Below are 25,179 nucleotides of genomic sequence, written 5' to 3'. Positions count from 1 at the left end.
GTGATGGACTACGTACCGGCAGCCGGACCTCCTTGCCGGCGCGACAGGGCAACGGACTCGGGGAGACGGACCGGATGACGACGATGGTCGATGTGGCACGCCAGGCCGGGGTTTCCGTGGCCACCGTCTCGCACGTGCTCAACGAGACCCGCCCGGTACGCCCCGATACCCGCGCCGCCGTCCTGAAGGCCATCGACGACCTGGGCTACACCCACAACACACTGGCCCGCTCCCTGGTCACCTCGCGCACCCGCTCCATAGGCCTCGCGGTCTCCGCGATCAGCAACCCGTACTTCACCGAGATCCTCCAGGGCGTCGAGGCCGGCGCCCTGGAGGCCGGGTACAGCCTGCTGCTCGCCGATCCGCACGACGACCCCGCGCACGAACAGAAGGTCGTCCGGCTGCTGCACGAACGCCGGGTGGACGGCATGATCGTCGCGCCGTCCGCCGAGCCCGCGGGCATGGCCGGCTACCTGACCCGGCGCCAGGTCCCGGCCGTCTTCCTCGACCGGCTCGTCGGTGACGCGTACGACCAGGTCTGCACCGAGAACAGCGCCCCCGTACAGCAGCTCGTCGAGCACCTCGCCGACCTCGGGCACACCCGCATCGGGCTGGTGGCCGGACTGCCCGGACTGAGCACCACCACCGAGCGCGTCCAGGGCTACCGCGACGGCCTGCGCGCCCGCGGCCTGCCCTTCGCGCCCGAGCTGCTGGCCGGCGGCAACTCCGAGGCGGAGGGCGCCCAGGACGCCACCCGGCACCTGCTCGCCGCCCCCGAACCGCCCACCGCGATCATCACCGCCAACAACGCCATGACGATCGGCACCCTGCGCGCGCTGCGCGGCCTGGGCCTCGACGTCCCCCGCGACATCGCGCTGGCCTGCTTCGACGACTTCTCCTGGGCCGACCTCTTCGCCCCGCGCCTGACCGCGATCTCCCAGCCCAGCAAGGAGATCGGGGCCACCGCGGTCCGGCTGCTGCTGGAGCGGCTGGAGGAGCCGGACCGCCCGCCGCGCACCCTCCGGCTGCCCTGTACGTACGTGCACCGCGACTCCTGCGGCTGCACCGGCACCGGACGCTGATCCGCCCGCCCCTCCCCTCCCCCAGAAAGGCCAGGACTGCCGTGATCGTCGTCGCCGGCGAGGCCCTGATCGACCTCGTGCCCAGCTCGCAATCGCCGTCCGGGGACGGACCGTTGCCCGCGCTGCTGCCGCGCCGGGGCGGCGGCCCGTACAACACCGCGCTCGCCCTCGGGCGGCTCGGCTCGCCCGCCGCGTTCTGCTCGCGGATCTCCACCGACACGTTCGGCGAGGAACTGCTGCGCGGGCTGCGGGCGGACGGCGTGGACACCTCGCTCGTCCAGCGCGGCACCGAGCCCACCACCCTGGCCGTCGCGGACATCAGCCCGGACGGCTCGGCCGGTTACGGCTTCTACGCCGACGGCACCGCCGACCGGCTCTTCACCCTCCCGGCCGAACTGCCCGCCGCGGCACGGGCGGTGTCGTTCGGCACCTGCTCGATGGTCCTGGAGCCGGGCGCGAGCGCGTACGAGGCCCTGCTGCGGCGCTCGGCACAGCAGGGGATCTTCACGGCGCTGGACCCCAACATCCGCGCCGGGCTGATCGCCGACCCGGACGCCTACCGTGCCCGCTTCCGCTCCTGGCTGCCGCACATCGCGCTGCTGAAGCTCTCGGAGGAGGACGCGGAGTGGCTGGCCGGTCCCCAAAGCGTCGCGGCCGCCGTCAAGGACTGGCTGACGGCCGGTCCGGCGGCGGTCGTGCTCACGCGCGGTGGTGACGGACTGTCCGTACGGACGCCGGACGGCGAGGAGATCGCGGTGCCCGGCGAGCGGGTCGAGGTCGCCGACACCATCGGCGCGGGCGACACGGTCAACGCGGCGCTGCTGCACCGCCTGGACGCGCACGGCGCCCTGGCGCCCGACGCGGTCGCCGCCCTGTCCCCCGCCGCCTGGCGCGACATCCTCGGCTTCGCGGCCCGCGCGGCCGCGGTGACCTGCTCCCGGCCGGGCGCCCAGCCGCCGTACGCGGCGGAGCTGGCGGGGGCCTGACCCTACGCGGACGGGCCGCCGCCCACTCGCAGGAGTGGACGGCGGCCCGTTCGGCGCACCCGGCGTGAACGTCAGGCCTTGCGGGCCCGCGTCGCCTTCTTGACAGCCGTCTTCTTGGCAGCCGCCTTCGTGGCGGCCGCCCCGGCCGTCTTCTTGGCCGTCGCCTTCGTCGCGGACGCCTTGGCGGCCGTCTTCGCCGAGACGGTCTTCTTGGCCGGGGCCTTCGTCGCGGCGACGGTCTTCTTCGCCGCCTTGCGCACCGCGGGCCGCTCCGCGTCGCTGACCCGGTCGCCCAGGATGTCGCGCAGGAACTTGCCGGTGTGGCTGGCGGGGACCGCGGCGACCTCCTCCGGCGTGCCCTCGGCGACGACCAGGCCGCCGCCGTTGCCGCCCTCGGGGCCCATGTCCACGATCCAGTCCGCGGTCTTGATCACGTCGAGGTTGTGCTCGATGACGATGACCGAGTTGCCCTTGTCGACCAGACCGGACAGCACCTTGATCAGCTTGCTGATGTCGTCGAAGTGCAGACCGGTGGTCGGCTCGTCGAGGACGTAGACCGTACGGCCCGTGGAACGCTTCTGCAGCTCGGAGGCGAGCTTGACGCGCTGCGCCTCACCGCCGGACAGGGTCGGCGCGGACTGCCCGAGCCGGACGTAGCCGAGACCGACTTCGTCGAGCGTCTTCAGGTGCCGGGCGATGGTCGGGACGGCCTCGAAGAAGCTCAGCGCCTCCTCGATCGGCATGTCCAGCACCTCGGCGATGGACTTGCCCTTGTAGTGGACCTCCAGGGTCTCCCGGTTGTAGCGCGCGCCGTGGCAGACCTCGCACGGCACGTACACGTCCGGCAGGAAGTTCATCTCGATCTTGATCGTGCCGTCGCCCGCGCAGTTCTCGCAGCGGCCGCCCTTGACGTTGAAGGAGAAGCGCCCCGGCAGATAGCCGCGGACCTTGGCCTCCATCGTCTCCGCGAACAGCTTGCGGATGTTGTCGAAGACACCGGTGTAGGTCGCGGGGTTGGAGCGCGGCGTACGGCCGATCGGCGACTGGTCGACGTGGACGACCTTGTCCACCAGGTCGTCGCCCGCGACCCGCACATGGCGGCCCGGCACCGACTTGGCGCCGTTCAGCTCGCGCGCCAGGTGGGTGTAGAGGATGTCGTTGACGAGCGTGGACTTGCCGGAGCCGGAGACGCCGGTGACCGCGGTGAGCACGCCGAGCGGGAAGGAGACGGTGATGTCGCGGAGGTTGTTCTCCTTCGCGCCGTGCACCGTCAGCTGCCGCTTGGGGTCGGCGGGCCGCCGCACCTCGGGCGTCACGATGGCCTTCTTGCCGGAGAGGTACTGCCCGGTGACCGACTCCTTGTTCGCCAGGAGTTCCTTCATCGTGCCGCTGTGCACGACCTTGCCGCCGTGCTCGCCGGCGCCCGGGCCGATGTCCACGACCCAGTCGGCGACCTTGATGGTGTCCTCGTCGTGCTCGACGACGATGAGGGTGTTGCCCATGTCGCGCAGGCGCACCAGCGTCTCGATGAGGCGGTGGTTGTCGCGCTGGTGCAGGCCGATGGACGGCTCGTCGAGCACGTACAGCACGCCCACCAGGCCGGAGCCGATCTGGGTGGCGAGCCGGATGCGCTGGGCCTCGCCGCCGGAGAGGGTGCCCGCGGCGCGGTTCAGCGAGAGGTAGTCCAGACCGACGTCGACCAGGAACTTCAGCCGCTCGTTGACCTCCTTGAGGACCCGCTCGGCGATCTTCTTCTCGCGGGCGTCCAGCTTCATCTCGCGCAGGAAGTCGGCGCAGTCGCTGATCGACATGGCCGAGACCTCGGCGATCGAACGGCCCTTGACCGTGACGGCGAGGACGATCGGCTTCAGCCGGGTGCCCTCACAGGTCGGACAGGGCACCTCGCGCATGTAGCCCTCGAAGCGCTCGCGGCTGCTGTCGCTCTCCGCCTCCTGGTGGCGCCGCTTGACGAACGGCACGGCGCCCTCGAACGCGGTGGTGTACGAGCGCTCGCGGCCGTAGCGGTTGCGGTAGCGCACGTCGATCTGGGTGCGGTGGCCGTTGAGGACCGCCTTCTTGGCGCGCTGCGGCAGCCCGGCCCACGGGATGTCCGTACGGAATCCGAGGGCGTCGGCGAGCGCGCCGACCAGCCGGCCGAAGTACTCCTTGGTGTGGCCGTGCGACCAGGGGTGGACGGCGCCCTCGTCGAGGGACTTCTCCTCGTCCGGGATGATCAGCTCGGGGTCGACCTCCATGCGCGTACCGATGCCGGTGCAGTCGGGGCAGGCGCCGAAGGGCGAGTTGAAGGAGAACGAGCGGGGCTCCAGCTCCTCGAACGACAGGTCGTCGCGCGGGCAGTACAGGTGCTCCGAATACATCCGCTCGCGCTGCGGGTCGTCCTCGTCCAGGTCGACGAAGTCGAGGATGACCATGCCGCCCGAGAGGCCGAGCGCGGTCTCCACGGAGTCGGTCAGCCGCCGCTTGGCGCTGTCCTTGACGGTCAGGCGGTCGACGACCACCTCGATCGTGTGCTTCTCCTGCTTCTTGAGCTTCGGCGGGTCGGAGAGCTGGATCGTCTCCCCGTCGACGCGGGCCCGGCTGTAGCCCTTGGTCTGCAGGTCGGAGAAGAGGTCGACGAACTCGCCCTTGCGCTCGCGCGCCAGCGGGGCCAGCACCTGGAAGCGGCTGCCCTCGGGCAGCTCCAGGACCTTGTCGACGATGGCCTGCGGCGACTGCCGGGCGATCGGGTCCCCGCACTCGGGGCAGTGCGGCTTGCCGATGCGGGCGAACAGCAGGCGGAGGTAGTCGTAGACCTCGGTGATCGTGCCGACCGTGGAGCGCGGGTTGCGCGAGGTCGACTTCTGGTCGATCGAGACCGCGGGGGACAGGCCCTCGATGAAATCCACATCGGGCTTGTCCATCTGCCCGAGGAACTGCCGGGCATAGGAGGAGAGCGACTCGACATAGCGGCGCTGCCCCTCGGCGAAGATCGTGTCGAAGGCGAGCGAGGACTTGCCCGACCCGGAGAGCCCCGTGAAGACGATGAGGGAGTCCCGGGGGAGGTCGAGCGAGACGTTACGCAGGTTGTGCTCGCGAGCGCCACGGACGATGAGACGGTCGGCCACGCCGGTCGGCACCTTTCTGGAGAGGGGCGGGAGGCCGCGGCTCAGCAGGCGGCCCGTTCGACGGCGGCGGGGCGGCCCGGTCGTCCGGGCGCCGAGCCGGTTGGGCACGGAAGCTGAGCGGGCGCCCCCGCCCCAGGGTATGGGGGCCGCCGCGGCGATGTCTTATTGATGCCACTCACGAGCTTATAGCACGCGCATTCGAATTACGGGTTCCGTCGCACCGCTTCACCCGAACGTGTGGTCGCTGATGTCAACGCACGGCCGCCCGCGTCTCTTCCTCGCGATCATCGACAGTCCGTTCCCCCCTTCACTCACGCCTCCCCCATGGCTCTGGTTCCCGCGCGTACCGGGGCCGCGGGGGCGCTGATCGGCGGGGAGGCAAAGGTGTCCGAAGTCACGGGGAGGGAGGGTGGTGTTCGATTTGTGGGGTTGGGGTTGAGGTTGGGGTCGGAGCCGAGGCGGCGTGGGGTGCGGGGGTCCGGGGGCTCGCGGCCTCACCCCGGCCGCTTTGCCATGTTTTGTCTCGTTGGCCCAAAATTGCAGCCACAGCAATTTTGCGGTTACTGCAGCCACGCGGTTCCTCCCTGCGTACGCACACGAACCGGCCGGGGCCGCCTCCAGCCGAACGCCTCGCGCCGTCGCCACCACCCGCGTACGCCCTCATCTGTGCCGGCCGACTCCCGCAGACGCCACCGCGGCGCTAGCTTCGGACCATGACCGACAACGTGCCCGACTCCGCGCCGGCTTTCGCGCAGGACACCGCCTCCGTCCGGGAGGCAACCGACCGACTGCTCGTCGACGTGGGCAAGTTGGACGACGAGGCGATCGGCGAACCGTCCCTGCTGCCCGACTGGACCCGCGGCCACCTGCTCGCCCACGTGGCACGCAACGCCGACGCCCTGGTCAACCTGCTGACCTGGGCCCGTACCGGCGTCCGCACCCCGATGTACGCGAGCGCCGAGGCCCGGGACGCCGACATCAACGAAGGCGCCGACCGGCCGCTCGCCGTGCACCTGGACGACCTGCGGTCCAGCGCCGAGCGCTTCGACGCGGCAGCGGCGGCGCTGCCGCCCGCCCGCCGCCGGTTCGAGCTGGAGATGCGCAACGGCGTCCTCGAACGCGCCGACCGGCTGCCGTTCCGCCGGCTGGCCGAGGTCGAGCTGCACCGTATCGACCTCGGGGTCGGTTACGGCATCGAGCAGTTGCCGACGGCTTTCGTCGACGCCGAACTGGCCTTCCTGACGGGGAAGAAGTTCGCGGGACACGTCGACGTACCGGCCGTGGAACTGCGCGTCCCCGACGGGCGGCGGTGGCGGACCGGCCGTACGCGGCACACGGGCGCGGTCACGGAGGACACCGGGGACGTCCCGTACGTGGTGGTGTCCGGTTCCCCCACCGAACTGGTCGGCTGGCTCACCGGCCGGGCCAAGGGCACCGGACTCGACACCCGGGGCGGCCCCCTCCCGGCCCTCCCCCCGCTCTGAGAGGTGTCCGACGGGTCATGGCCGGGGCCACGCCCGGCCCGTCGGACACCCCCTACGCTGGGCCCATGAGCTACACGGGAGCAGTGAAGGTCGGCGGACCGGCCGACGTGCACGAGTTGGCGGACCTGATGATCTCCAAGGTCGCGGTCGGCCCGACGGACAACAACGCCTATCTGCTGCGCTGCCGCGCGACCGGCGAGCAGTTGCTGATCGACGCGGCGGCCGAGCCGCACACCCTCCTCGGCCTGATCGGTGACAGCGGCATCGCCGGCGTGGTGACGACCCATCAGCACGGTGACCACTGGGGCGCGCTGCGCGAGGTCGTGGACGCGACGGGCGCCCGTACGTACGCGGGCCGGTACGACGCCGAGGGCATTCCCGTACCGACCGACGTGCCCGTCGAGGACGGTGACACCATCACCGTCGGCGAGGTCCGGCTGACCGCCCGCCACCTGGTGGGGCACACCCCGGGCAGCATCGCCCTCATCTACGACGACCCGCACGGACACCCGCACGTCTTCACCGGCGACTGCCTCTTCCCCGGCGGCGTCGGCAACACATGGAACGATCCGAAGGCGTTCGCCAGCCTCATCGACGACGTCTCGGCCAAGCTCTTCGACCGGCTGCCCGACGAGACCTGGGTCTACCCGGGCCACGGCTCGGACACCACGCTCGGCGCGGAGCGTCCGCACCTCGCGGAGTGGCGCGAACGCGGCTGGTGACGGACCGGGCGGGAACGACTCGGAAGGCCCCGCGGTGAATCCGCGGGGCCTTCCGTAAACGCGTCGGTCGGTGCGACCGTCCGGCAGGACGGCCGGTCGGGGGAGGATGGCCGGTCAGACGTCCACGGAGTCCCTGGAGTCCTTGGAGTCCTGCTTCTCCCCGGTGGCCGCCGCCTCCGCCCGGGCCTGCTTCTTCGAGGCGCGCAGGCTCGTGATCGTCGTGACGGCCAGGACGGCGCAGATCACGCCGAGCGAGACCGGGATGCTGATCTCCGGGACGCTCACGCCCGACTCGTGCAGGGCGTGCAGCACCAGCTTCACGCCGATGAACCCGAGGATGATCGACAGGCCGTACGAGAGGTGCACCAGCTTCCTCAGCAGACCGCCGATGAGGAAGTACAGCTGCCGCAGGCCCATCAGGGCGAAGGCGTTGGCGGTGAAGACGATGTACGGGTCCTGGGTCAGGCCGAAGATCGCGGGGATCGAGTCCAGCGCGAACAGCACATCCGTGGTGCCGATCGCCAGCATGACGATCAGCATCGGCGTCATCAGCCGCTTGCCGTTCTCGACCACGAACAGCTTGGTGCCGTGGTACTTGTCGGTCGACGGGAACCGCTTCTCCACCATCTTCAGGAAGCGGTTCTCCTCGAACTCCTCGTCCTCCTCCCCCGAGCGGGCCTCCTGAATGAGCTTCCAGGCCGTCCAGATGAGGAACGCGCCGAAGATGTAGAAGACCCACGAGAAGTTGGCGATGATCGCGGCGCCCGCGCCGATGAATCCGGCGCGCAGCACGAGCGCTATCAGCACGCCGACCATCAGCACCCGCTGCTGGTAGATCGTCGGCACCGCGAACTTCGCCATGATCAGCACGAAGACGAAGAGATTGTCGACGCTCAGCGACTTCTCGGTGATGAAGCCCGCGAAGAACTCGCCGGCCGGTTGCCCGCCGCCGAAGACCAGCAGGCCGAGTCCGAAGAGGGCGGCGAGGGTGATCCAGACGGCGGTCCAGATACCGGCCTCCTTGAGGGAGACCTCGTGTGGTTTGCGGCCGCCGATGAAGAAATCGGCGGCGATCAGGGCGCACAGACCGACGATGGTCAGCACCCACAGGGTCAGGGAAACGTCCACTGCTCCTCCGGCAGAGTCGTACGGCACTCACAGCGTCGTCGCTGCCGGAGGTCTCTTCCACCCGAGAGTGCTGATGCCGCGCTCCCCGAGATGGGCCGACGCCCCGGGATCTTGTCAGTGGTGTGATCCGTGATGACGGGTACGTCGCGCAGGAATACTCCCCTCCGCACCACGAGGGTAAAGGAAAGGCAATGGATAGTAAAGAGATAGGTAAATGCCCTGGTCAGGTGGGGCTGTGTGGGAGGACGGAAGGGTGGGGGTACGGAGGGGCGGGGGCGCGCGGACCAGAGGGAGGGCCCGCTGGCCGGAAGGAGGCCACGCGGACGGTACGGCCGGGCCGGGCGGGGGCTCGGGAAGGGCCGGGATGTGGGCAGGGCAGGGATACCGGGGCGGGCCGGACTGCCTCCTGGGGCGGCTGGGCGCCGCCCCAGGCCCATGCGCTCAGTGCTCGCGGCTCCGGGTCTGTCCCTGTGACCGGCGGGCTTCCGCCACGTCGCCCAGGACCTTGCGCAGCACCCGGCTGCCGTCCGGCACGCGCGACGGCTCGTACGTCCAGGCGTGCCCGACCCAAGGGTCGGCGAGGTGGGCGTCCGGCACCGGCGTGATGCGCAGCAGGGAACGCCACAGCGGGTCCAGGACCGGGCCGTACTCCCGCGCCTCGGCCCGGTCGGCGACCATCAGCAGGTGCACGCCGACCGACGGGCCCTCGTCCGCCAGATAGCGGAGCTGGTTGACTGCGCGGTCGTCGAAGCCGTGCGGGAAGTCGTGGACGATCAGCAGTTGCTCGGCGGTGTCCAGGTCCGGTGGCAGGGACTCCGCCGCCTGGTTGCGGACCGCCATCTGTACGAGGTCCACGCGCCGGGTCAGTTCGCCGAGCACCGCGGTCACGCCCTGCGCGCCGGTGGCCGGGGGCTCGCGGAGCGCGCCCGTCTCCAGGAGCGGTGCCAGCGCGGGCGCCGCCTGGCCGGCCGGGTCGATGACGTGGACGGTGAGTTCGCCGGCCGGGTGGGTGGCCAGCAGGCGGACGGCGAGGGTGACGGCCGTGTCCACCGCCCGGCGCCGCACCTCGGCCGCGTCGAGCGGCTCGCCGCCGTCCGGGCCGCCGTCCAGGCCGTCGAGGTCGTCGAGGCCGAAGGCGCTCGCGAACTCGTTGTCGGAGGCGCCTGCCCGGCCGAACCTCTCCGGCTGCCCGCTGTCGATCCACAGGCCGCGGTCCATCGGCAGCCGTACGAGCATGGGGATGCGCAGGTCGGGGCACTCCGGCAGGCGCAGGTCGCCGAGACGCACCGCCGTCGGGTGCTCCTCCGGGGGCCGGTAGCCCTGCCAGACGGGGCTGCTCCAGGAGGCGAAGGCCGGGGGCAGGGCGGGCTCGACGACCTCGGCCTCGGCGGTGAGCTGGACGAGGTCCCGGTCGAGCACCTCGCGGGCCTGGGCGGCCAGGCGGGCGTGCTTGTCGTGCGCGGCGGCACGCGCGGCGTCCGCGGCCGCCCCGATGCGGTTGCGGGGGTCGGCGTTGACGGCGTCCAGTTCCTTCGCCAGGCGGGACTGGGCGAAGTCCATGGCGCTGCGGTAGGCGGCGACCGTGCGCGCCAGGTCCTCGAACATCCCCCAGACCTGGTTGTAGAGCCGCTCTTCGGGAGTCCGGCCGGCCGCGTCCCCGGCGACCGGGCCGGGCTGTGCCCCGCCGGGCGACGCCGTACCGGACGACGCCGTCCCGGGCGCGGCTGAGGGCGGGGGTGCGGGAGCAGGGGGCGTGGGGGCGTCCTGGCGGGGCTGCGGGGCCGCGGACCGGCGCTTCGGGTGCCGGTAGTCGATGGGGCCGCCGGTGGCAGGCGGCTCCGGCGCGGCTCCGGGGCGCCCGGTGGCCGGATCGGCGGCCGGATCGGCACCCGGCTCCGCGGCCCGGCCCGAGGCGGCTGCCGCGGTACGGTCGGCCGCCACGGTGCGGTCGGCCGCCTCGGCCGGTGCCGGTACCGAGCGTGCGTGGCCCGCGCGTACCGCCTCCTGGATCTCCGAGGCCAGTTCGGCGGCCTGCGGCAGCCCCTGGTCCTGGAGCAGTGCCGCGAGCCCGCCCGCGTAGCCCTGCCCCATGGCGCGCACCTTCCAGGCGCCCTGCCTGCGGTACAGCTCCACCGCCACGACGGCGGTTTCGGCGCCGAGGTCGGTGAGGGTGTAGGTGGCGATCTCCGTACCGTCGAGGCCCGTGACGGCGACGAACGGCGCCGCCGCCGCGCCGAAGACCGCCGGTCCGCCGATGCCGACGGGCAGCGCGAGCAGTACCCCGGCCCGGTGTACGGCGGCGGGCAGGGCGTCCAGGTCCAGCGCGATCCGGTGCTCGGCGGCGGCCTGCCGGGGCACCTCTACGCCGGTGCGGCGCGGTGCGCCCGGGTGGGCGACCGCTTCGACGCCCGTGAGGCCGCCCTGTTCGTCGGCGAGCGTCACCCCCGCGACGACGGGTCCGCCCGCCGCGATCCTGATCTCCAAACGGGTGCGGTCCAGTGGATGGTTCTGCCCGCGGACAAGCTCGGCCGTCATCGTCGTTCCCCCGAAGTGTGGTGCGCCCCGTGCTCACCGACGGGGCCGGTGCGTGTTTACAGGTACGGCAGTATCGCCGGGACCACGTCCTTGAACGTACGGCCGTTGGACGGTTCGCCGATCGCGGTCATCTGCCAGCCGTTGCCGGAGCGGTGCACCTTGCTCATGATCTGCGCGGTGTAGTCACCGCCGCCGGTGAGGGTGTAACGGGCGAGTTCCTGGCCGGTGGTCTCGTCGACCAGGCGGCAGAAGGCGTCCTGCACCTCGGCGAAGGTCTGCCCGGTGAAGGAGTTCACGGTGAAGACGATCTGGTCGATGTGCACCGGCACCCGCGACAGGTCGACGAGGATCGCCTCGTCGTCGCCGCCCTGGCCCGCGCCGCCGACCACGTTGTCGCCGGTGTGCCGTACCGACCCGTCGTCGCTGACGAGGTGCTGGAAGAAGACGACGTCCATCGGCTGCTTGTCGGCGAACAGCACCGCCGAGGCGTCGAGGTCGATCTCCCGGGTGCGTGATCCGAACAGCCCGCGGCGGGGCGCCGAACGCCAGCCCAGCCCCATCCGCACCGCCGTCAGCGCGCCCCCGTCGGTCTTCGCCAGGCTGATGCCCTGCCCCTTGGACAAGTTGACCGACACGTGCCGTCCCCTCTCGCTCTGTTCTCCCCGTTGCCGCCTCCCCGACGGCCTGACCCGACCCTATGCACGGCCGGCCCCGGGCACGCACCCGCCCCGCGCTTTGTGGCTTTCCTGCAACACAGCCCCGGCGCGGAGGCCCCTTCGTACGGCTCGGCCGGGGCCTCGGCCCTGCTCCCTCAGCGCAGCCCCGCCTCCTTCATCTGCCGCAGTTCCTTCTTCAGTTCGCCGACCTCGTCGCGCAGCCGGGCGGCCACCTCGAACTGCAGCTCGGCGGCGGCGGCCCGCATCCGGTCGGTCATTTCCTCGATGAGTTCGGCCAGTTCGGCGGCGGGCCGGTCGGTGGGCGCGCCGTCCTTCGCGGCCTTGCCGCCCTTGCCCTTGGCCGCCTTGCCGCCCAGCGCGGGCACCGGTGCCTTGCCCTTGGCGTCCTTGCCTTCGGCTCCCTTGCGGTAGCCGGTGCCCAGCAGTTCCTGGGTGTCGATCTCCTCGCGCGCGAGCGTCGCAACGATGTCGCCGATCTTCTTGCGGAGGGGCTGCGGGTCGATGCCCTTCTCCTTGTTGTACGCGAGCTGCTTCTCCCGGCGGCGGTTGGTCTCGTCGATGGCCCTCCGCATCGCCGGGGTGATCTTGTCCGCGTACATGTGGACCTGGCCGGAGACGTTCCGGGCGGCGCGGCCGATGGTCTGGATCAGGGAGGTGCCCGACCGGAGGAAGCCTTCCTTGTCGGCGTCCAGGATCGCCACCAACGACACCTCGGGCAGGTCGAGGCCCTCCCGCAGCAGGTTGATGCCGACCAGGACGTCGTACTCGCCGGCCCGCAGCTCCCGCAGCAGCTCCACGCGCCGCAGGGTGTCCACGTCGCTGTGCAGGTAGCGGACCTGGATGCCCAGCTCGATGAAGTAGTCCGTGAGGTCCTCGGCCATCTTCTTGGTGAGGGTGGTGACCAGGACCCGCTCGTCCTTCTCCGTACGCGTACGGATCTCGTGCACCAGGTCGTCGATCTGGCCCTCGGTGGACTTGACGATCACCTCGGGGTCGACCAGGCCGGTCGGGCGGATGATCTGTTCCACGTACCCGTCGGAGCGGGAGAGCTCGTACGAGCCGGGCGTCGCCGACAGGTACACGGTCTGGCCGACGCGCCCCAGGAACTCCTCCCACTTCAGCGGCCGGTTGTCGAGGGCGGACGGCAGCCGGAAGCCGTGCTCGACCAGGGTGCGCTTACGGGAGGCGTCGCCCTCGTACATCGCGCCGATCTGCGGCACGGTGACGTGCGACTCGTCGATGACCAGGAGGAAGTCGTCCGGGAAGTAGTCCAGGAGGGTGTTCGGGGCGGTGCCGGGGGCACGGTCGTCCATGTGCATCGAGTAGTTCTCGATGCCGGAGCAGGAGCCGACCTGGCGCATCATCTCGATGTCGTAGGTCGTGCGCATCCGCAGCCGCTGGGCCTCCAGGTGCTTGCCCTGCTTCTCCATCGTGGCGAGGCTCTCGGCCAGCTCCGCCTCGATGCCGGCGATGGCCTTCTCCATGCGCTCGGGGCCCGCGACGTAGTGGCTGGCGGGGAAGACGTACAGATGCTCGTCCTCGCTGATGACCTCGCCGGTCAGCGGGTGGAGCGTGGACAGCGCCTCGATCTCGTCGCCGAACATCTCGATGCGGACGGCCAGCTCCTCATAGACCGGGAAGATCTCGATGGTGTCGCCGCGGACGCGGAACGTGCCGCGGGTGAAGGCCATGTCGTTGCGGGTGTACTGGATGTCGACGAAGCGGCGCAGCAGCTGGTCGCGGTCGATCTCGTCACCGATCTTGAGCGGCACCATGCGGTCCACGTACTCCTGGGGCGTGCCCAGGCCGTAGATGCAGGAGACGGAGGCGACCACGATGACGTCACGCCGGGTGAGCAGGGAGTTCGTCGCGGAGTGGCGCAGCCGCTCGACCTCCTCGTTGATCGAGGAGTCCTTCTCGATGTAGGTGTCCGACTGCGGGACGTACGCCTCGGGCTGGTAATAGTCGTAGTACGAGACGAAGTACTCGACGGCGTTGTTGGGCAGCAGTTCGCGGAATTCGTTGGCGAGCTGCGCCGCGAGGGTCTTGTTGGGCGCCATGACGAGGGTGGGGCGCTGCAGCTTCTCGATCATCCACGCGGTGGTCGCCGACTTGCCGGTACCGGTCGCGCCGAGCAGGACGACGTCCTTCTCACCACCGCTGACGCGCTGCTCCAGCTCGGCGATGGCCGCCGGCTGGTCGCCGCTGGGCTGATACGGGCTGACGACCTCGAAAGGTGCCACCGTGCGTTCGATCTTGGATACGGGCCGCATGGAACCAACCGTACGACTCCCCACTGACAACCGGCCGGAAAACGCTCCGCCCAGCGGTTCCGTCGGCGGGGCGGCAGGGCGCGGCGACCGGCGGCGGGCCGGGACGGAGCCGGGGCGCGGCGGGCGCAGGCCCGGAACCGGCCAGCCGGGGCGGGCGGGCCGATTTCCCGGCGGGCGGGCGTGGAGGCCGGGGCTCCGCACCCTCGGCCCGGTCCGGCACGTGCGTATGTTGCGTGCATTTTGAGGAGATCACGAGGCCGGGGCGTTCAAACGCGGGTCACAGCACACTTCTCGTTCAATTTCTGTCCATCAGACGCCTGTCTTCCGGTACACCCCAACTGCGACCCTCTGCGCGTCGCACCCCGAATCCGCCTCGTTCCCCCGCAGGGGTCCCGGCTCCGTTCCCGGCCCCGGTACGCGCCCGCCTTCACGTCGTCACTAGGAGTTCGTATGCGCATCCGTCCTGTCGCCACTGTCGCCGGTGTGCTCGCGGGCCTGGCCGCGTCCCTGCTCCCCGCCGCCGGTGTCCAGGCCGCCGGCGGCAACGGCCACCGCGGAGTGGTGACCGTCGCCCACCGGGGCGCCTCCGCCTACGCGCCCGAGAACACCCTCGCCGCCGTCGACGCGGCGGCCGACCTCGGGTTCGCGTGGGTGGAGAACGACGTCCAGCGCACCAAGGACGGCGAGCTGGTCATCGTGCACGACACGTCGCTCGCCCGGACGACCGACGTCGAGCAGGTCTTCCCCGGCCGTGCGCCCTGGAACGTCGCCGACTTCACGCTCAAGGAGATCGAGCAGCTGGACGCCGGCAGCTGGTTCGGCCCGAAGTTCGCCGGCGAGCGCGTCCCGACGCTGGAGGACTACATGGACGCGGTCGAGGACAACGACCAGAAGCTCCTGATGGAGATCAAGGCGCCCGAGCTCTACCCCGGCATCGAGCGGCAGATCCTCAAGCAGCTCCGCGAGGACGGCTGGCTGGACCGCCACCACGTCAAGCACCGGCTGGTCGTGCAGAGCTTCAGCGCCGACTCGGTGAAGAAGGTCCACGGCCTGCGCTCCGACGTCAAGACGGGCTTCCTGGGGACGCCCGCCGTCGCCGAGCTGCCCAAGTACGCGGCCTTCGCCGACCAGATCAACCCCCAGTACAAGTCGATCGACGCCGGGTACGTCGCGTCCGTGCACAAGGTCAAGGGCCCGCACGGCCGGCCGCTGGAGGTCTTCACCTGGACCATCGACGACGCCGCCAATGCGGTCAAGGCCGCCGGGCAGGGCGTGAACGGCATCATCAGCAACAAGCCGGACGTCGTCCGCGATGCCTTGGAGAACACCCGCCGCTAGAGCGGAGGCAGCGGACGGCACCTCGGCGGCGCCCTCGGGACACGGTTCCGGGGGCGTTGTCAGTGGCGGGCCATAGGCTGATGCCGTGATGAACGCAGAGCGTGATCAGCGGCCCGGCCGGGCCGTCCGGTCGGGGCAGGCGGGTCGGCCGGAGCGGTCCGGTCCGGAGGCACGGCCCGGCCCGGGAGCGCGGCCGAGCCCGGAGGAGCTGCCCGGCTCGGAAGAGCGGCCCGCGCGAGAAGAATCGTCCGGGCGGCGGGAGCCGCGCGACTGGGCCTGGCGCGTGCTGGACACGCCCATCGGCCCGCTGCTGCTCGCGGCGACCCTCGAAGGGCTGGCGCTGGTCGGTTTTCACGCCGACGAGCGGACCACCCGCCGGACGGTGGCCCGCCTCCAGCAGGCGTTCGGCCGGGAACCACTCCCGGAGATACCCCACCTGGCCACCGCAGCCGACGAACTGACCAGGTACTTCGAGGCCGGTCTGGACACCTTCACCGTCCCCCTGGACTGGTCCCTGTCCTCGGGGGCCTCGGGCTTCAACGAGCGGGTACTGCGCGCGCTGGCCGCCCACGTCGCGTACGGCACGGTGGTCGGCTATCAGGACCTGGCCGACCGGGTCGGTGAGCCGGGCGCCGCCCGCGCGGTGGGCGCGGCCATGGGCTCCAATCCCCTGCCGGTCGTCGTGCCGTGTCACCGGGTGGTGGCCAGCGACGGCGGCATCGGCGGATTCGGCGGTGGTCTGGAGACCAAGCGGCAGTTGCTGGCTCTGGAGGGTGTCCTGCCGCAGCCGCTGTTCTGACGTTCGACGCTCGTGCCCGACGGCTCTCCTCGGGGCGGCCGGGCAGTAGCCCCTGCTTCCCCGCCTCGCTCCTCCCCGTACGAAAGGCCCGATCGGTCATGTCCCGCCAGATCGCCCTGCTCCGCGGCATCAACGTCGGAGGCAACAGGAAGTTCCCCATGGCGCGGCAGCGTGAGCTGTTCGCGTCGCTGGGCCACACGGACGTGACGGTCCTCCTGCAGACCGGCAACATCGTGTTCGCCGACCCGGGCACGCCGCCCGAGGAGACCGCGCGCCGCATCGAGGCCCGGATCGCCGACGACCTGGGCTTTCCCGTCCCCGTCATGGTCCGTACGCGCGACGAGCTGGCCGCCGCCGTCGCGGCCAACCCCTTCCCGCAGGCGGAGGCGGAGCCGAAGACGCTGCATGTGACGTTTCTGTCCGCTGTTCCCGGCGATGTCGGCCCGCTGGCGGCGCTGGATTGCGACGCGTACGCCCCGGACCGGCTCCGGCTGATCGGCCGTGAACTGTATCTGTGGTGCCCGAACGGAATGGGCCGCTCCAGACTCGCCGAAGCCGTCTCACGCGCCCGGCTCGGCGTGACGGCCACGGCCCGCAACTGGAACACGGTGACCAAGCTGCTGGCACTGGCCGACGCCTGACGCGGCAGCGGCACGCTACGGGGCGGCCCCACCCGGGCCCTCCCTGCCCTCCCCTGCCCCTCCCCGGATCAGTGGAGCGATGTGTCGGCCGGGCCCGTCGCGAAGCGGGTGAACCGTACCTTCAGGCCCGCCCGCTGCGGCGAGCAGCAGAAGGGCCCAGCGAACGCCGTCGCTTCCGGGGCGAGCGGCGCCAGCCGCACCATGCGCCACGGTTCCTGCTCACGCCGCGCCCGTACGGTCAGCGCGTCGCCGCTGCGGCTCACGCGTACGGTGACCTAGCGGCCCGCCCAGGCCGGTACGGGTGCCAGCGACCAGTCCGACCACTCGCGGGTGACCACCGCGCCCAGCTGCGGCGCTCCGCCGCTGCGCTCCACCCCGGCCTTGATCCAGGTGCGGGCGTCCACCCGCACCATCGCCCCGGCCTGGTCGTACAGTTCGTCGAAGGCGGCGATGAAGGACACCTCGACGGCCGAGCCCGCGGGGAAGGCCGTCAGCAGCGCGTGTCCGGTGTCCCGGACGAAGCCGTAACTGGTGTGCCGCCAGAAGTCGCTGCCTTCGGCGGCCGTGACGACCAGCGGTCCGCCGTCCGGTGCCGCTGCCTCGCGTACCGCTTCCGGCGGTGGGTTTCAGCCAGTGCGCCGCGTCCGTGTCCCAGCCGATGTCCTCCATGCGCAGCGTCCTCCCGGCTTCCCGCACGCCATGGTCATCGCCTCACGCTAACGGGCGCCCGCCCCGCACGTGACGGGTTGTCAGTGGCGGGTCGTACGCTTTTCGGACGGACGTGGGGTCAGCGGTGTCCACTCCAGGCCGGGCGGTTGGGATCGTCCGCCTTGACGACGACATCGGCGGTTTCCTCGGGCCGTACCTCGTCCTCGTACCGAGCGAAAGCGGGCAGCGTCCACTGCTCGTCCTGCGGGGTGCGGCGGGCCAGCGCGGCGGGCGACAGTTTCAGGTGGACCGACAGATCGAAGGGAAACCAGTGCCCGAACAGCAGCGGGCCGTGCAGCAGCAGTACGCCACCGGGCGGCAGTTGGGCGTACGGGCTGCGCGTGGCGCGGTCCGTCCGGGGATCCCAGAGATCCGGCAGTACCCGGCCCGTACCGCCCGGATCGAGCGGCGTGAACACCTCCCGCCAGAGCGCCTGCCGGTCGAACCACTCGTCGTGGTACGCATCGGGGTCCTCCTTCCCGTACTCCAGGCGGAGGGAGGCGGGGCGCAGAAAGCCGTCGGCCGCGACGACGTGTACGGGCCTGCCGCGCAGTCGCAGCGCTTCGGCGAGCCGCCCGGTGACGTCTGCCGGGCGGGCGGCCGGCGCTCCGTCGACGGCGACGCGCAGCCACGGGCCGCCGTCCGCAGCCGCCGTCGCGCCGATGCGCTCGGCGAGCGCGTCGGTCAGCCGGTCCCAGGTGATCGCTTCGAGCCGCACGTCTTCATTCTGCCGTTACGGGTCCGCGCTCCCGCTCCTCAGCCCGTCGCCCCGGAGAGGAGCCGCTGGGCGAGGGCGAAGGGCGTGGTGGCGGGGCCGGACGGGCTGACGCGGGTGCGGTGGCTGGGGAGGCGTTCGACGGAGGCGGTGCCGGTCTCGGATTCGAGTGCGGGGGCGTAACCGGCGCCGCGGAGCGCTTCGAGCGTCGCGGCGGCCGGTTGGGCGCTGGCGAGGACGGTGGGGGCGATGGCGCGCAGGCCGAGGGGCTGGAGGGCGCGGTGCACGGCGAGTTCGCGGATCAGTGCCTCGTCGTCGGAGCGAATGCAGCAGGCGGTGGACAGTACACGCATCCGGCCGTGGGCACGGGCGGCGTCCTGGACGAGGTAGGTCAGGGGCTGCGGCAGCGGGCCCGCCGCCGACACGTCGGCGAGGGCGGCGAGCAGGTCCGCGGCCGTGTGGCCCGCGTCGAGGGCCCGGCGCACGGAATCCGGGGTGAATCGCCAGGTCACGGCGTGGCCTTCGGATTCGCGGTCGGCGGCCGAGGACAGCAGGCCGGCGAGCGCTGCGGACGGCGGTCCCGGAACGACGGCCGTCAGGTCGGCCTGGAAGTGGGCCTGCTGGACGGGCGGCGGGAGAAGATCGCGGAGGGCGGCGCCGAGAGTCTCGGGGCCGGCCGGGGACGCGGCGAGCAGGGCGTGGCCCAAGGGTGTCAGGGCGCCGTGTGCGGTGAAGGCGAGGAAGGCTGCCTCGTCGAGGATGTGGGCGGCACGGTCCTCGGCCAGCGGCTCGTTGGCGACGGCCAGCGGACGGTGCCAGGCCGCGGCGTCGAGGAGAGCGGGCAGGTGGGCGCGGCGGCCCGGCTCTCCGGGGGACGGGTACGAGACGGATGCGCCCGCCGCGATCCGGGAAGACGGCACCCCGGCCGGGGCGGTGGCCAGCGCTTTGAGAAGGGCGTGGCGCAGGGCCGGGGCGTGCCGGTCTTCGCCGCGTACCAAGGCGGTGGGGGTTTCCCCGAAGGGGGTGTACGTGGGGATGGCCCAGAGGCTGGTCCAGGCGGTGAGGACCGGGGCCAGCCGCTCCCCGGGGGACATGGCCAGCCACGTGTCGTACGCCCCGGTGGGCACTGCCGTGATGCCGGCAGGGGTCCGGGTCAGTGCGATGAGGTCGGCGGCGAGAACGAGATCGAGCAGGAGGCGGGTGCGGGCCTCGGTCGTCCCCGCCGCCTTGGCCAGTCGTTTGATCTCGCGCAAGGCCAGGCCACCGGTCTTGCGGAGGGCCGCGGGCTGGGCGGCGAGTGCGGCGAGCAGCCGGTCCAGGGTGGTGGCGAGGGTGGACGCGGCGGCCTGGGACTCGTTCCGGAGAGCGGCCACGGCGGCATCCGGCGCGTCGCCCTCCTGGGCGGGATGACACGGATCGGCATGACGCGGGGCGACGGGCGTGAAGTCCCCCAGGTCGTGGGCGGCCAATAGTTGCAGCGTGCGGGGCGGGACCACGATGGCGCCGTCCTCGGTGGGGGCGGCGAGTCCGTCCGCGTAGAGCGAGTTCAGGGCGGCGGTGACGGCGTCGCGGGCGGGGCCGGGGGCGGTGGCGCCGAGGGCCCGGTACGCGTCGTCCGCCGGAACGGGTTCGGTGGCGAGGTCCGGGAACGACAGCCGGTGCGCCATCAGCGACTGGTAGTCGGCTCCGGCGGCGGGGGCCGCGGGCGCGGGCGCGGCGCCGCGGGCCAGGTCCTGGCTGATGCGGGCGGTGGCGGCGAGCAGGTGGAGGCGGGGGTGGTCGAGGTGGAGGACGGTGTGGTGGAGGGTTTCGTACGACCACAGGGCACCGGCCAGCTCGCGGAGTCTGGTGGGCGCGGGCCTGCGGGACAGTGGTTCCGCGTGGCGGCCGAGCAGGGCGGCCAGCTCTTCGGGGGTGCGCTGTGCGAGGGAGCGGGTGAGTGTGTCGAGACCTTCCACGGCCCCGAGATTAGTCATTGGCCGAGCAGCGCGCCGAGGGCCCCCACGGGGTCGGCGTCGGCGCGGCCGGTGGGCCACCAGTCCTCGGTGCCGGGGTCGGATTCGTACGGGTACCAGCGGTTGTCGTGGCCGAAGCGGAGCTGGATGCCGCGGGCGGGGTCGGTGAGGTGGTTGGAGCGGGGTCTGAGGGCGGGGAGGCCGGCGGCGATCAGGACGCTGCGGGCACGGTCGAAGTCGCCGGCCGGTGGGTTCCAGGGGGTGTCGAGCAGGGTGAGTCCTTCCAGGCCGCCCTGACGCCAGGCGGCGACGGCACGCGCCACGTCCGTGACGGTGCGGCCGGTGGCGGCGGCGAAATCGCGGTAGAGGGCGCGGGTGGTGGCGGTCAGGCCGGCGGTGGGGTGGGCTGTGGCGGCCAGCCGGATGCCGTCCTGCCAGGGCGTGAGGGCGGGGAACGGGGACAGAGCGGTGGCCTGAGCGAGGTCCGGCCGGGCCGGGGATGCCAGCGGGGGCCGGGAGCCGTCGGACGGCGGTTGCGGGGGGCGAAGGCCGCCGTCCGACGGTTGCGAGGCCCGGGGGCCGTAGGCCGACGGTTGCGGGGCGGTGGCCTGTATCGCGCTCAGGTAGGCGTGTGCCCGGGCTGTTGCGTCGGTGGCGAGGAATTCGAGGGCGCCCGCGTCCAGCGGGAGACCGTCGGCGTCCGGGAGGGCATGGCCGTGCCCGGGATGCGGCGGCAGGGGCATGGGGGGCGGGAGGGGCGGCAGGAGCCGGTCGGCCAGGGCGGCACGGGCGAGCACCCCGCGCGGCGGGCGAGGCTGCGCGACCGGGCCCGACGGCGCGAGATCCGGCACGTACTGCGCATACTGCGCGTACTGCGCTCCCGTATCTCCGCTCGGGTCAGCCTCCTCCGGACCGCTCGCCTTGCCCTCTGCCGAGCCACTCGCCTTGCCCTCGACCTCCGAGACCTCGGGTTTCCCCGAACCCCCTGACTCCCCCGACTTCCCCGAATCTCCCCAGCCTCCCGGCGCCGGTCCAGCGGCGGCCCTCGCCGCCCTGGCCGCGGCAGCCGCCGCCCGGGCGTCAGCGCGGGGGCCGCTGCGGACGTCGGACAGCGGCCCGGCGACCGTGCCCGGCGGGGAGAGCTGCGCGTTGCGGGTTTCGCGGGCGGTGAGGGTCGCGTTGCGGCGTGCCAGTTCGTCGAGGAGTTCGCGTTCGCCGCGGCCACGCAGGAGGAGCAGCACGAACGGGTCGGCGTCCAGCAGCCGCGCCACCTGGAAGCAGACGGCGGCGGCGTGCTTGCAGGGGGTGCCGTGGTCGGGGCAGGAGCAGCGCGGTACGAGGTCGCCCGGGCCGGGCAGCAGTCGTACGCCCGCTTCGGCGACGGCCTTCGGCAGTTTCTTGGCGAGGAGGGCGGTGAGCTGGGCCGGTTCGGCGGCGACCGAGTCCAGGAGGACGGTCCACTCGTCGGCGGCGAGCTGCTGGAGGCGGATGACCACGTTGTACGGGCGCGGCCTGCTGCCCCGTACGGAGGCGGCGATGCGCCCGGGGGTGATGTTTATCGTGTCGACATTGCCGTCGCGCGCGTACGTACGGCCGCGGGCGAGACGACCGCTGTCCAGGGCCGTGGTCTCCAAGGCGTCGAGCCAGGCGCTCCCCCACCAGGACTCGGCGAACAGCCCCCGGGCGCCGGAACGCTGTGGCAGCGGAGGGAATGTACGCGAACGGTCGGAGCGGTCCATGGTCCCCGGGCGTTCCTGCCCGGCGCCACGACCGGGACGGGCGGCCGACGGCGACGCGGCCGTACCGGGCGCCGGGAAGCGGTCGGCGCCGTCTCCGGGGAAAGGGCCGGGGCGTGGGCGGCGGCTCATGCGGCCCTCCTCAGGGAGACGAGGTCGGCGAGCTGGGCATCGGTCAGTTCGGTGAGAGCCGTTTCGCCGCCGGAGAGGACCGCGTCCGCGAGGGCCCGTTTGGCGGTGAGCAGTTCCGCGATGTTGTCCTCGACCGTGCCCTCGGCGATGAGCCGGTGGACCTGGACGGGCTGGGTCTGGCCGATGCGGTACGCCCGGTCGGTGGCCTGTTCCTCGACTGCCGGGTTCCACCACCGGTCGTAGTGGATCACATGGGCGGCCCGGGTGAGGTTGAGTCCGGTGCCGGCTGCCTTCAGGGAGAGCAGGAAGACCGGCGTGCGGCCCGACTGGAAACGGTCGACCATCTCCTCGCGGAGTTTCACGGGCGTGCCGCCGTGCAGGAGGGCGTTGCCGATGCCGCGCGCGGTCAGGTGCCGCTCCAGCAGCCGCGCCATCTCCACGTACTGCGTGAAGATCAGTGTCGCGCCGCCCTCCGCGAGGATCGTGTCGAGCAGTTCGTCCAGCAGCTCCAGCTTCCCCGAACGGGCCGCCAGGCCTGGCGCGGCCTCCTTCAGATACTGCGCGGGGTGGTTGCAGATCTGTTTGAGGGCGGTGAGCAGCTTCATCACGAGGCCGCGGCGGGCGATGCCCTCGGCCGCTTCGATACGGGCCAGGGTCTCGCGGACGACCGCCTCGTACAGCGCGGCCTGCTCGCGGCCGAGCGCCACCGGGTGGTCCGTCTCGGTCTTGGGCGGCAGTTCGGGGGCGATGCCGGGGTCGGACTTCTTGCGGCGCAGGATGAACGGACGGACCAGCCGTGCGAGGCGCTCGGCGGCCTCCGGGTCCTCGCCTCCTTCGACCTCACGTGCGTACAGGGCGCGGAAGGTCTTCAGGGAGCCGAGGAGGCCGGGGGTGGTCCAGTCGAGGAGGGTCCACAACTCGGACAGGTTGTTCTCGACGGGGGTGCCGGTGAGGGCGATGCGGGCCGGTGCCTTGATGCCGCGCAGTGCCTTGCCCGTGGAGGACCGCGGGTTCTTCACGTGCTGCGCCTCGTCCGCGACGACCCAGGCCCAGGAGCGGGCGGCCAGTGCGGCAGCGCTCGACCGCATCGTGCCGTACGTGGTCAGGACGAAGCCGCCGTCCACGTCCTCCAAGCTGCGGCCGGTGCCGTGGAAGCGGCGCACGGGGACGCCGGGGGCGAAGCGTTCGATCTCGCGCTGCCAGTTGCCGAGGAGGGAGGCCGGGCAGACCACGAGGACGGGGGCGATGGGCCGCTGGTGGAGGTGGAGGGCGATGACCGTGATGGTCTTGCCGAGGCCCATGTCGTCGGCGAGGCAGCCACCGAGCCCGAGGGACGTCACCCGGTCCAGCCAGGCCAGGCCACGGAGCTGGTAGTCGCGCAGGGTCGCGTTCAGCCCGGCGGGCTGCGGTGGGACCGGTGCCTCGCGGGTCAGGCGGGAGCGCAGGGCGGCGAGGGCCCCCAGGGGCACCACCTCGACCTCTTCGCCGTCCACCTCGGCGGTGCCGTTCAGTGTCGCGGCGAGGGCGTCGACCGGGTCGAGGTAGCCCAGTTCTCGCTTACGGGCCTTGCGGACGAGCGCCGGATCGACCAGCACCCACTGGTCGCGCAGCCGCACCACGGGCCGGTGGGCCTCCGCGAGGACGTCCATCTCCGCCTCGGAGAGCGGCAGGCCGTCCAGGGCCACCTGCCAGCGGAACTCCAGCAGCTTCTCAGTGTCGAAGAAGCCGAACCCGTCAGCGGCGGAGCCGGGGGCCGGGCGGAGAACGGCGGACGCGGTCAGCCCGCGGGCCAGCTCCTTCGGCCAGTGCACCGCGATCCCGGCGGCGGCCAGGCGGGGCGCGGCGTCGCCCAGCAGCTCGTACAGCTCCTCTTCGGCCAGCGGGAGGACGTCGGGAACCGGCCGCTCCAGGAAGCGCGACAGCGGAGGCCACACTCGGGCGGCCCTGCGCAGGGCGAGCAGGGTGTCGACGCGGGCGCGCGGGCCGAAGTGGTCCGGCCCTTCGCCTTCCCACAGCTGCACGGCGTCGGTGACAAGGGTGGGGTCGGTGAGGCTGTGCACCTGAAGAACGGCGGCCGCCGCACTGCGTTCTTCCGTCGCGGCGGGGCCTGGACCTGCACCTGGTCCTGGTCCTGGTCCTGGTCCTGGTCCTGGTACGACCATGCCGGAGGCGGCATCGTCCTCCTCCCCTCCGGGCTCCTCCTCCGCTCCGGGCTCCTCCTCCCCTCCGGGCTCCTCCTCCCGCATGTCGAAGAGCCCGTGGGCGGCCAGGTCGAGCCGCAGGGACAGCCGCACCCCGGCGTCCACCCCGGCTGCCACTTCGGCGGCCCAGTCCCGTGCTCCGGGCAGGTACTGCGGCGCCGTCGCCGCGAAGGGGGCACCGGTCATGTGCGCCGCCGCGGGCGTACGCGGCAGCGCGTCCGCCACGGCGTCGAGAAGGGCCCTGACCAGCAGCGCCGGGTCGGGGAGCTGCAAGGGACCGCTGTCGGGCAGCGGAACGGCGTACGCCTCGGACGGCATGGCCGCGGCAACCGCCCGCAGGTGCGCGGCGTCCTCGGCCTCCAGCGGTCCGGCGCGCCACGCGTCGAGGTCCTGGGCGGTCAGTCCGGGCAGCAGCCGGCCGCGGGCGGCCAGGTTCAGGGCGTGGAGGACGGCCGCGCCCCAGCAGGCCGCTGCGGGGTGGACGGACAGGTCGTGCCGGGCCCGGGCCAGCAGCGGCACCGCTTCGGCGAGGGGGAGCTGCACCGCGGGGACCGTACGCCTGCGGGCGCCGTTGCCATGCCGGCGCGCGACCGTCAGCTCGACCGGTTCCGCCGCGTCGACGGCCGCGGAAGCGCTTGGAAGGGGACCACCGTCCGGGCGCCAGAAAGCGAACCGGCCTGCCCGGGGCGGCTCGGCAGGCAGGAAGACCGCAGCGCAGCGGGCGAACGCGGAACCGTCCGTACTCTCCGCCATACCGCCGCCTTTCCCTGGCGCCCTTCGCGCCTGTGCCGACCCCGCCTTTATCCCCGTCCCTGCGCCCGTCCCGGAAGCCGTCCCAGCCTCGGCTCCCGCCGTTCGCCGTCCGCCTTCCGTCTGTCCCGCTCCCCGACCTGCGAGTTTACGGTCGCCCACGCTCATCCCTCCCTTCCGCTTCCCGGCCGG

Annotated in this window: 16 protein-coding genes and 1 pseudogene; 7 read left to right on the top strand and 10 right to left on the bottom strand. The window is 72.3% G+C overall.

The annotated features are described in order from the left end of the window. Positions 1-74: 74 nt before the first annotated feature. Positions 75-1,082, top strand: coding sequence for a LacI family DNA-binding transcriptional regulator (locus tag ACZ53K_RS03255; protein WP_468831432.1), 1,008 nt, complete (start codon positions 75-77; stop codon positions 1,080-1,082). Positions 1,083-1,123: 41 nt separating this feature from the next. After that, a complete protein-coding gene (locus tag ACZ53K_RS03250) occupies positions 1,124-2,068 on the top strand; it encodes a carbohydrate kinase family protein (RefSeq protein WP_468831429.1) in 945 nt (314 codons plus the stop codon). Between the two features lie 71 nt (positions 2,069-2,139). On the opposite strand, the gene uvrA is transcribed toward ACZ53K_RS03250, so the two are convergent. Continuing rightward, the gene (gene uvrA, locus ACZ53K_RS03245) at positions 2,140-5,193 is read right to left on the bottom strand and encodes an excinuclease ABC subunit UvrA (protein WP_468831426.1); all 3,054 of its coding nucleotides are present in this window, start codon (positions 5,191-5,193) and stop codon (positions 2,140-2,142) included. A gap of 713 nt (positions 5,194-5,906) precedes the next feature. Here uvrA and ACZ53K_RS03240 point away from each other — a divergent pair. Beyond that, positions 5,907-6,677: a maleylpyruvate isomerase family mycothiol-dependent enzyme gene (locus tag ACZ53K_RS03240; RefSeq protein WP_468831423.1), complete on the top strand. Its 771-nt coding sequence runs from the start codon at positions 5,907-5,909 to the stop codon at positions 6,675-6,677. A gap of 65 nt (positions 6,678-6,742) precedes the next feature. Beyond that, positions 6,743-7,399, top strand: coding sequence for an MBL fold metallo-hydrolase (locus ACZ53K_RS03235; RefSeq protein WP_468831420.1), 657 nt, complete (start codon positions 6,743-6,745; stop codon positions 7,397-7,399). 114 nt (positions 7,400-7,513) lie between these two features. On the opposite strand, the gene ACZ53K_RS03230 is transcribed toward ACZ53K_RS03235, so the two are convergent. From ACZ53K_RS03230 to uvrB, 4 genes are all read right to left on the bottom strand, one after another. Further along, positions 7,514-8,527: a TerC family protein gene (locus ACZ53K_RS03230; RefSeq protein ID WP_468831417.1), complete on the bottom strand. Its 1,014-nt coding sequence runs from the start codon at positions 8,525-8,527 to the stop codon at positions 7,514-7,516. 441 nt (positions 8,528-8,968) lie between these two features. Then, positions 8,969-11,062 carry a TerD family protein gene (locus ACZ53K_RS03225; protein WP_468831414.1) on the bottom strand — a complete coding sequence of 698 codons (2,094 nt, stop codon included), beginning with the start codon at positions 11,060-11,062 and terminating at the stop codon, positions 8,969-8,971. Positions 11,063-11,118: 56 nt separating this feature from the next. Continuing rightward, positions 11,119-11,697, bottom strand: coding sequence for a TerD family protein (locus ACZ53K_RS03220; RefSeq protein ID WP_468831411.1), 579 nt, complete (start codon positions 11,695-11,697; stop codon positions 11,119-11,121). 176 nt (positions 11,698-11,873) lie between these two features. Beyond that, positions 11,874-14,012, bottom strand: coding sequence for an excinuclease ABC subunit UvrB (gene uvrB, locus ACZ53K_RS03215; protein WP_468831408.1), 2,139 nt, complete (start codon positions 14,010-14,012; stop codon positions 11,874-11,876). 450 nt (positions 14,013-14,462) lie between these two features. On the opposite strand from uvrB, the gene ACZ53K_RS03210 reads away from it, so the two are divergent. The 3 genes from ACZ53K_RS03210 (at position 14,463) to ACZ53K_RS03200 (ending at position 16,790) form a co-directional block, all read left to right on the top strand. Beyond that, on the top strand, positions 14,463-15,350 hold the full coding sequence (locus ACZ53K_RS03210) for a glycerophosphodiester phosphodiesterase family protein (RefSeq protein WP_468831405.1): 888 nt from the start codon (positions 14,463-14,465) through the stop codon (positions 15,348-15,350). An 85-nt stretch (positions 15,351-15,435) separates the two neighbouring features. Beyond that, on the top strand, positions 15,436-16,149 hold the full coding sequence (locus ACZ53K_RS03205) for a methylated-DNA--[protein]-cysteine S-methyltransferase (protein WP_468831402.1): 714 nt from the start codon (positions 15,436-15,438) through the stop codon (positions 16,147-16,149). A 98-nt stretch (positions 16,150-16,247) separates the two neighbouring features. Next, complete coding sequence (locus ACZ53K_RS03200; protein WP_468831400.1) at positions 16,248-16,790, top strand: DUF1697 domain-containing protein; 543 nt, start codon at positions 16,248-16,250, stop codon at positions 16,788-16,790. A 68-nt stretch (positions 16,791-16,858) separates the two neighbouring features. Here the strand turns inward: ACZ53K_RS03200 and ACZ53K_RS03195 are convergent. The 5 genes and pseudogenes from ACZ53K_RS03195 to ACZ53K_RS03175 all read right to left on the bottom strand — a co-directional run bounded on the left by ACZ53K_RS03195 (position 16,859) and on the right by ACZ53K_RS03175 (position 24,990). After that, positions 16,859-17,365: pseudogene (locus ACZ53K_RS03195) on the bottom strand (DUF1349 domain-containing protein). A gap of 212 nt (positions 17,366-17,577) precedes the next feature. Beyond that, positions 17,578-18,216 (bottom strand): nucleoside/nucleotide kinase family protein, encoded by a 639-nt coding sequence (locus ACZ53K_RS03190; RefSeq protein WP_468831397.1) that lies wholly within the window; start codon positions 18,214-18,216, stop codon positions 17,578-17,580. 38 nt (positions 18,217-18,254) lie between these two features. Then, positions 18,255-20,189: a helicase-associated domain-containing protein gene (locus ACZ53K_RS03185; RefSeq protein ID WP_468831394.1), complete on the bottom strand. Its 1,935-nt coding sequence runs from the start codon at positions 20,187-20,189 to the stop codon at positions 18,255-18,257. After that, on the bottom strand, positions 20,186-22,036 hold the full coding sequence (locus ACZ53K_RS03180) for an SWIM zinc finger family protein (protein WP_468831391.1): 1,851 nt from the start codon (positions 22,034-22,036) through the stop codon (positions 20,186-20,188). Before ACZ53K_RS03180 ends, ACZ53K_RS03185 begins: the two co-directional genes overlap by 4 nt. Continuing rightward, positions 22,033-24,990: an SNF2-related protein gene (locus ACZ53K_RS03175; protein WP_468831388.1), complete on the bottom strand. Its 2,958-nt coding sequence runs from the start codon at positions 24,988-24,990 to the stop codon at positions 22,033-22,035. Before ACZ53K_RS03175 ends, ACZ53K_RS03180 begins: the two co-directional genes overlap by 4 nt. Positions 24,991-25,179 lie beyond the last annotated feature (189 nt).

Source organism: Streptomyces sp. NPDC033221 (assembly GCF_055577005.1).
The sequence above is the reverse complement of the archived record's forward strand: the minus strand, read 5'-3'. Positions and strand labels throughout refer to the sequence as shown.

Excerpts from the sequence above, each read along its gene's own strand:
- ACZ53K_RS03255 (WP_468831432.1), top strand. The coding sequence starts at position 75 with ATGACGACGATGGTCGATGTGGCACGCCAGGCCGGGGTTTCCGTGGCC.
- ACZ53K_RS03240 (WP_468831423.1), top strand. The coding sequence starts at position 5,907 with ATGACCGACAACGTGCCCGACTCCGCGCCGGCTTTCGCGCAGGACACC.
- ACZ53K_RS03235 (WP_468831420.1), top strand. The coding sequence starts at position 6,743 with ATGAGCTACACGGGAGCAGTGAAGGTCGGCGGACCGGCCGACGTGCAC.
- ACZ53K_RS03225 (WP_468831414.1), bottom strand. The coding sequence starts at position 11,062 with ATGACGGCCGAGCTTGTCCGCGGGCAGAACCATCCACTGGACCGCACC.
- uvrB (WP_468831408.1), bottom strand. The coding sequence starts at position 14,012 with ATGCGGCCCGTATCCAAGATCGAACGCACGGTGGCACCTTTCGAGGTC.
- ACZ53K_RS03210 (WP_468831405.1), top strand. The coding sequence starts at position 14,463 with ATGCGCATCCGTCCTGTCGCCACTGTCGCCGGTGTGCTCGCGGGCCTG.
- ACZ53K_RS03200 (WP_468831400.1), top strand. The coding sequence starts at position 16,248 with ATGTCCCGCCAGATCGCCCTGCTCCGCGGCATCAACGTCGGAGGCAAC.
- ACZ53K_RS03185 (WP_468831394.1), bottom strand. The coding sequence starts at position 20,189 with ATGACTAATCTCGGGGCCGTGGAAGGTCTCGACACACTCACCCGCTCC.
- ACZ53K_RS03180 (WP_468831391.1), bottom strand. The coding sequence starts at position 22,036 with ATGAGCCGCCGCCCACGCCCCGGCCCTTTCCCCGGAGACGGCGCCGAC.
- ACZ53K_RS03175 (WP_468831388.1), bottom strand. The coding sequence starts at position 24,990 with ATGGCGGAGAGTACGGACGGTTCCGCGTTCGCCCGCTGCGCTGCGGTC.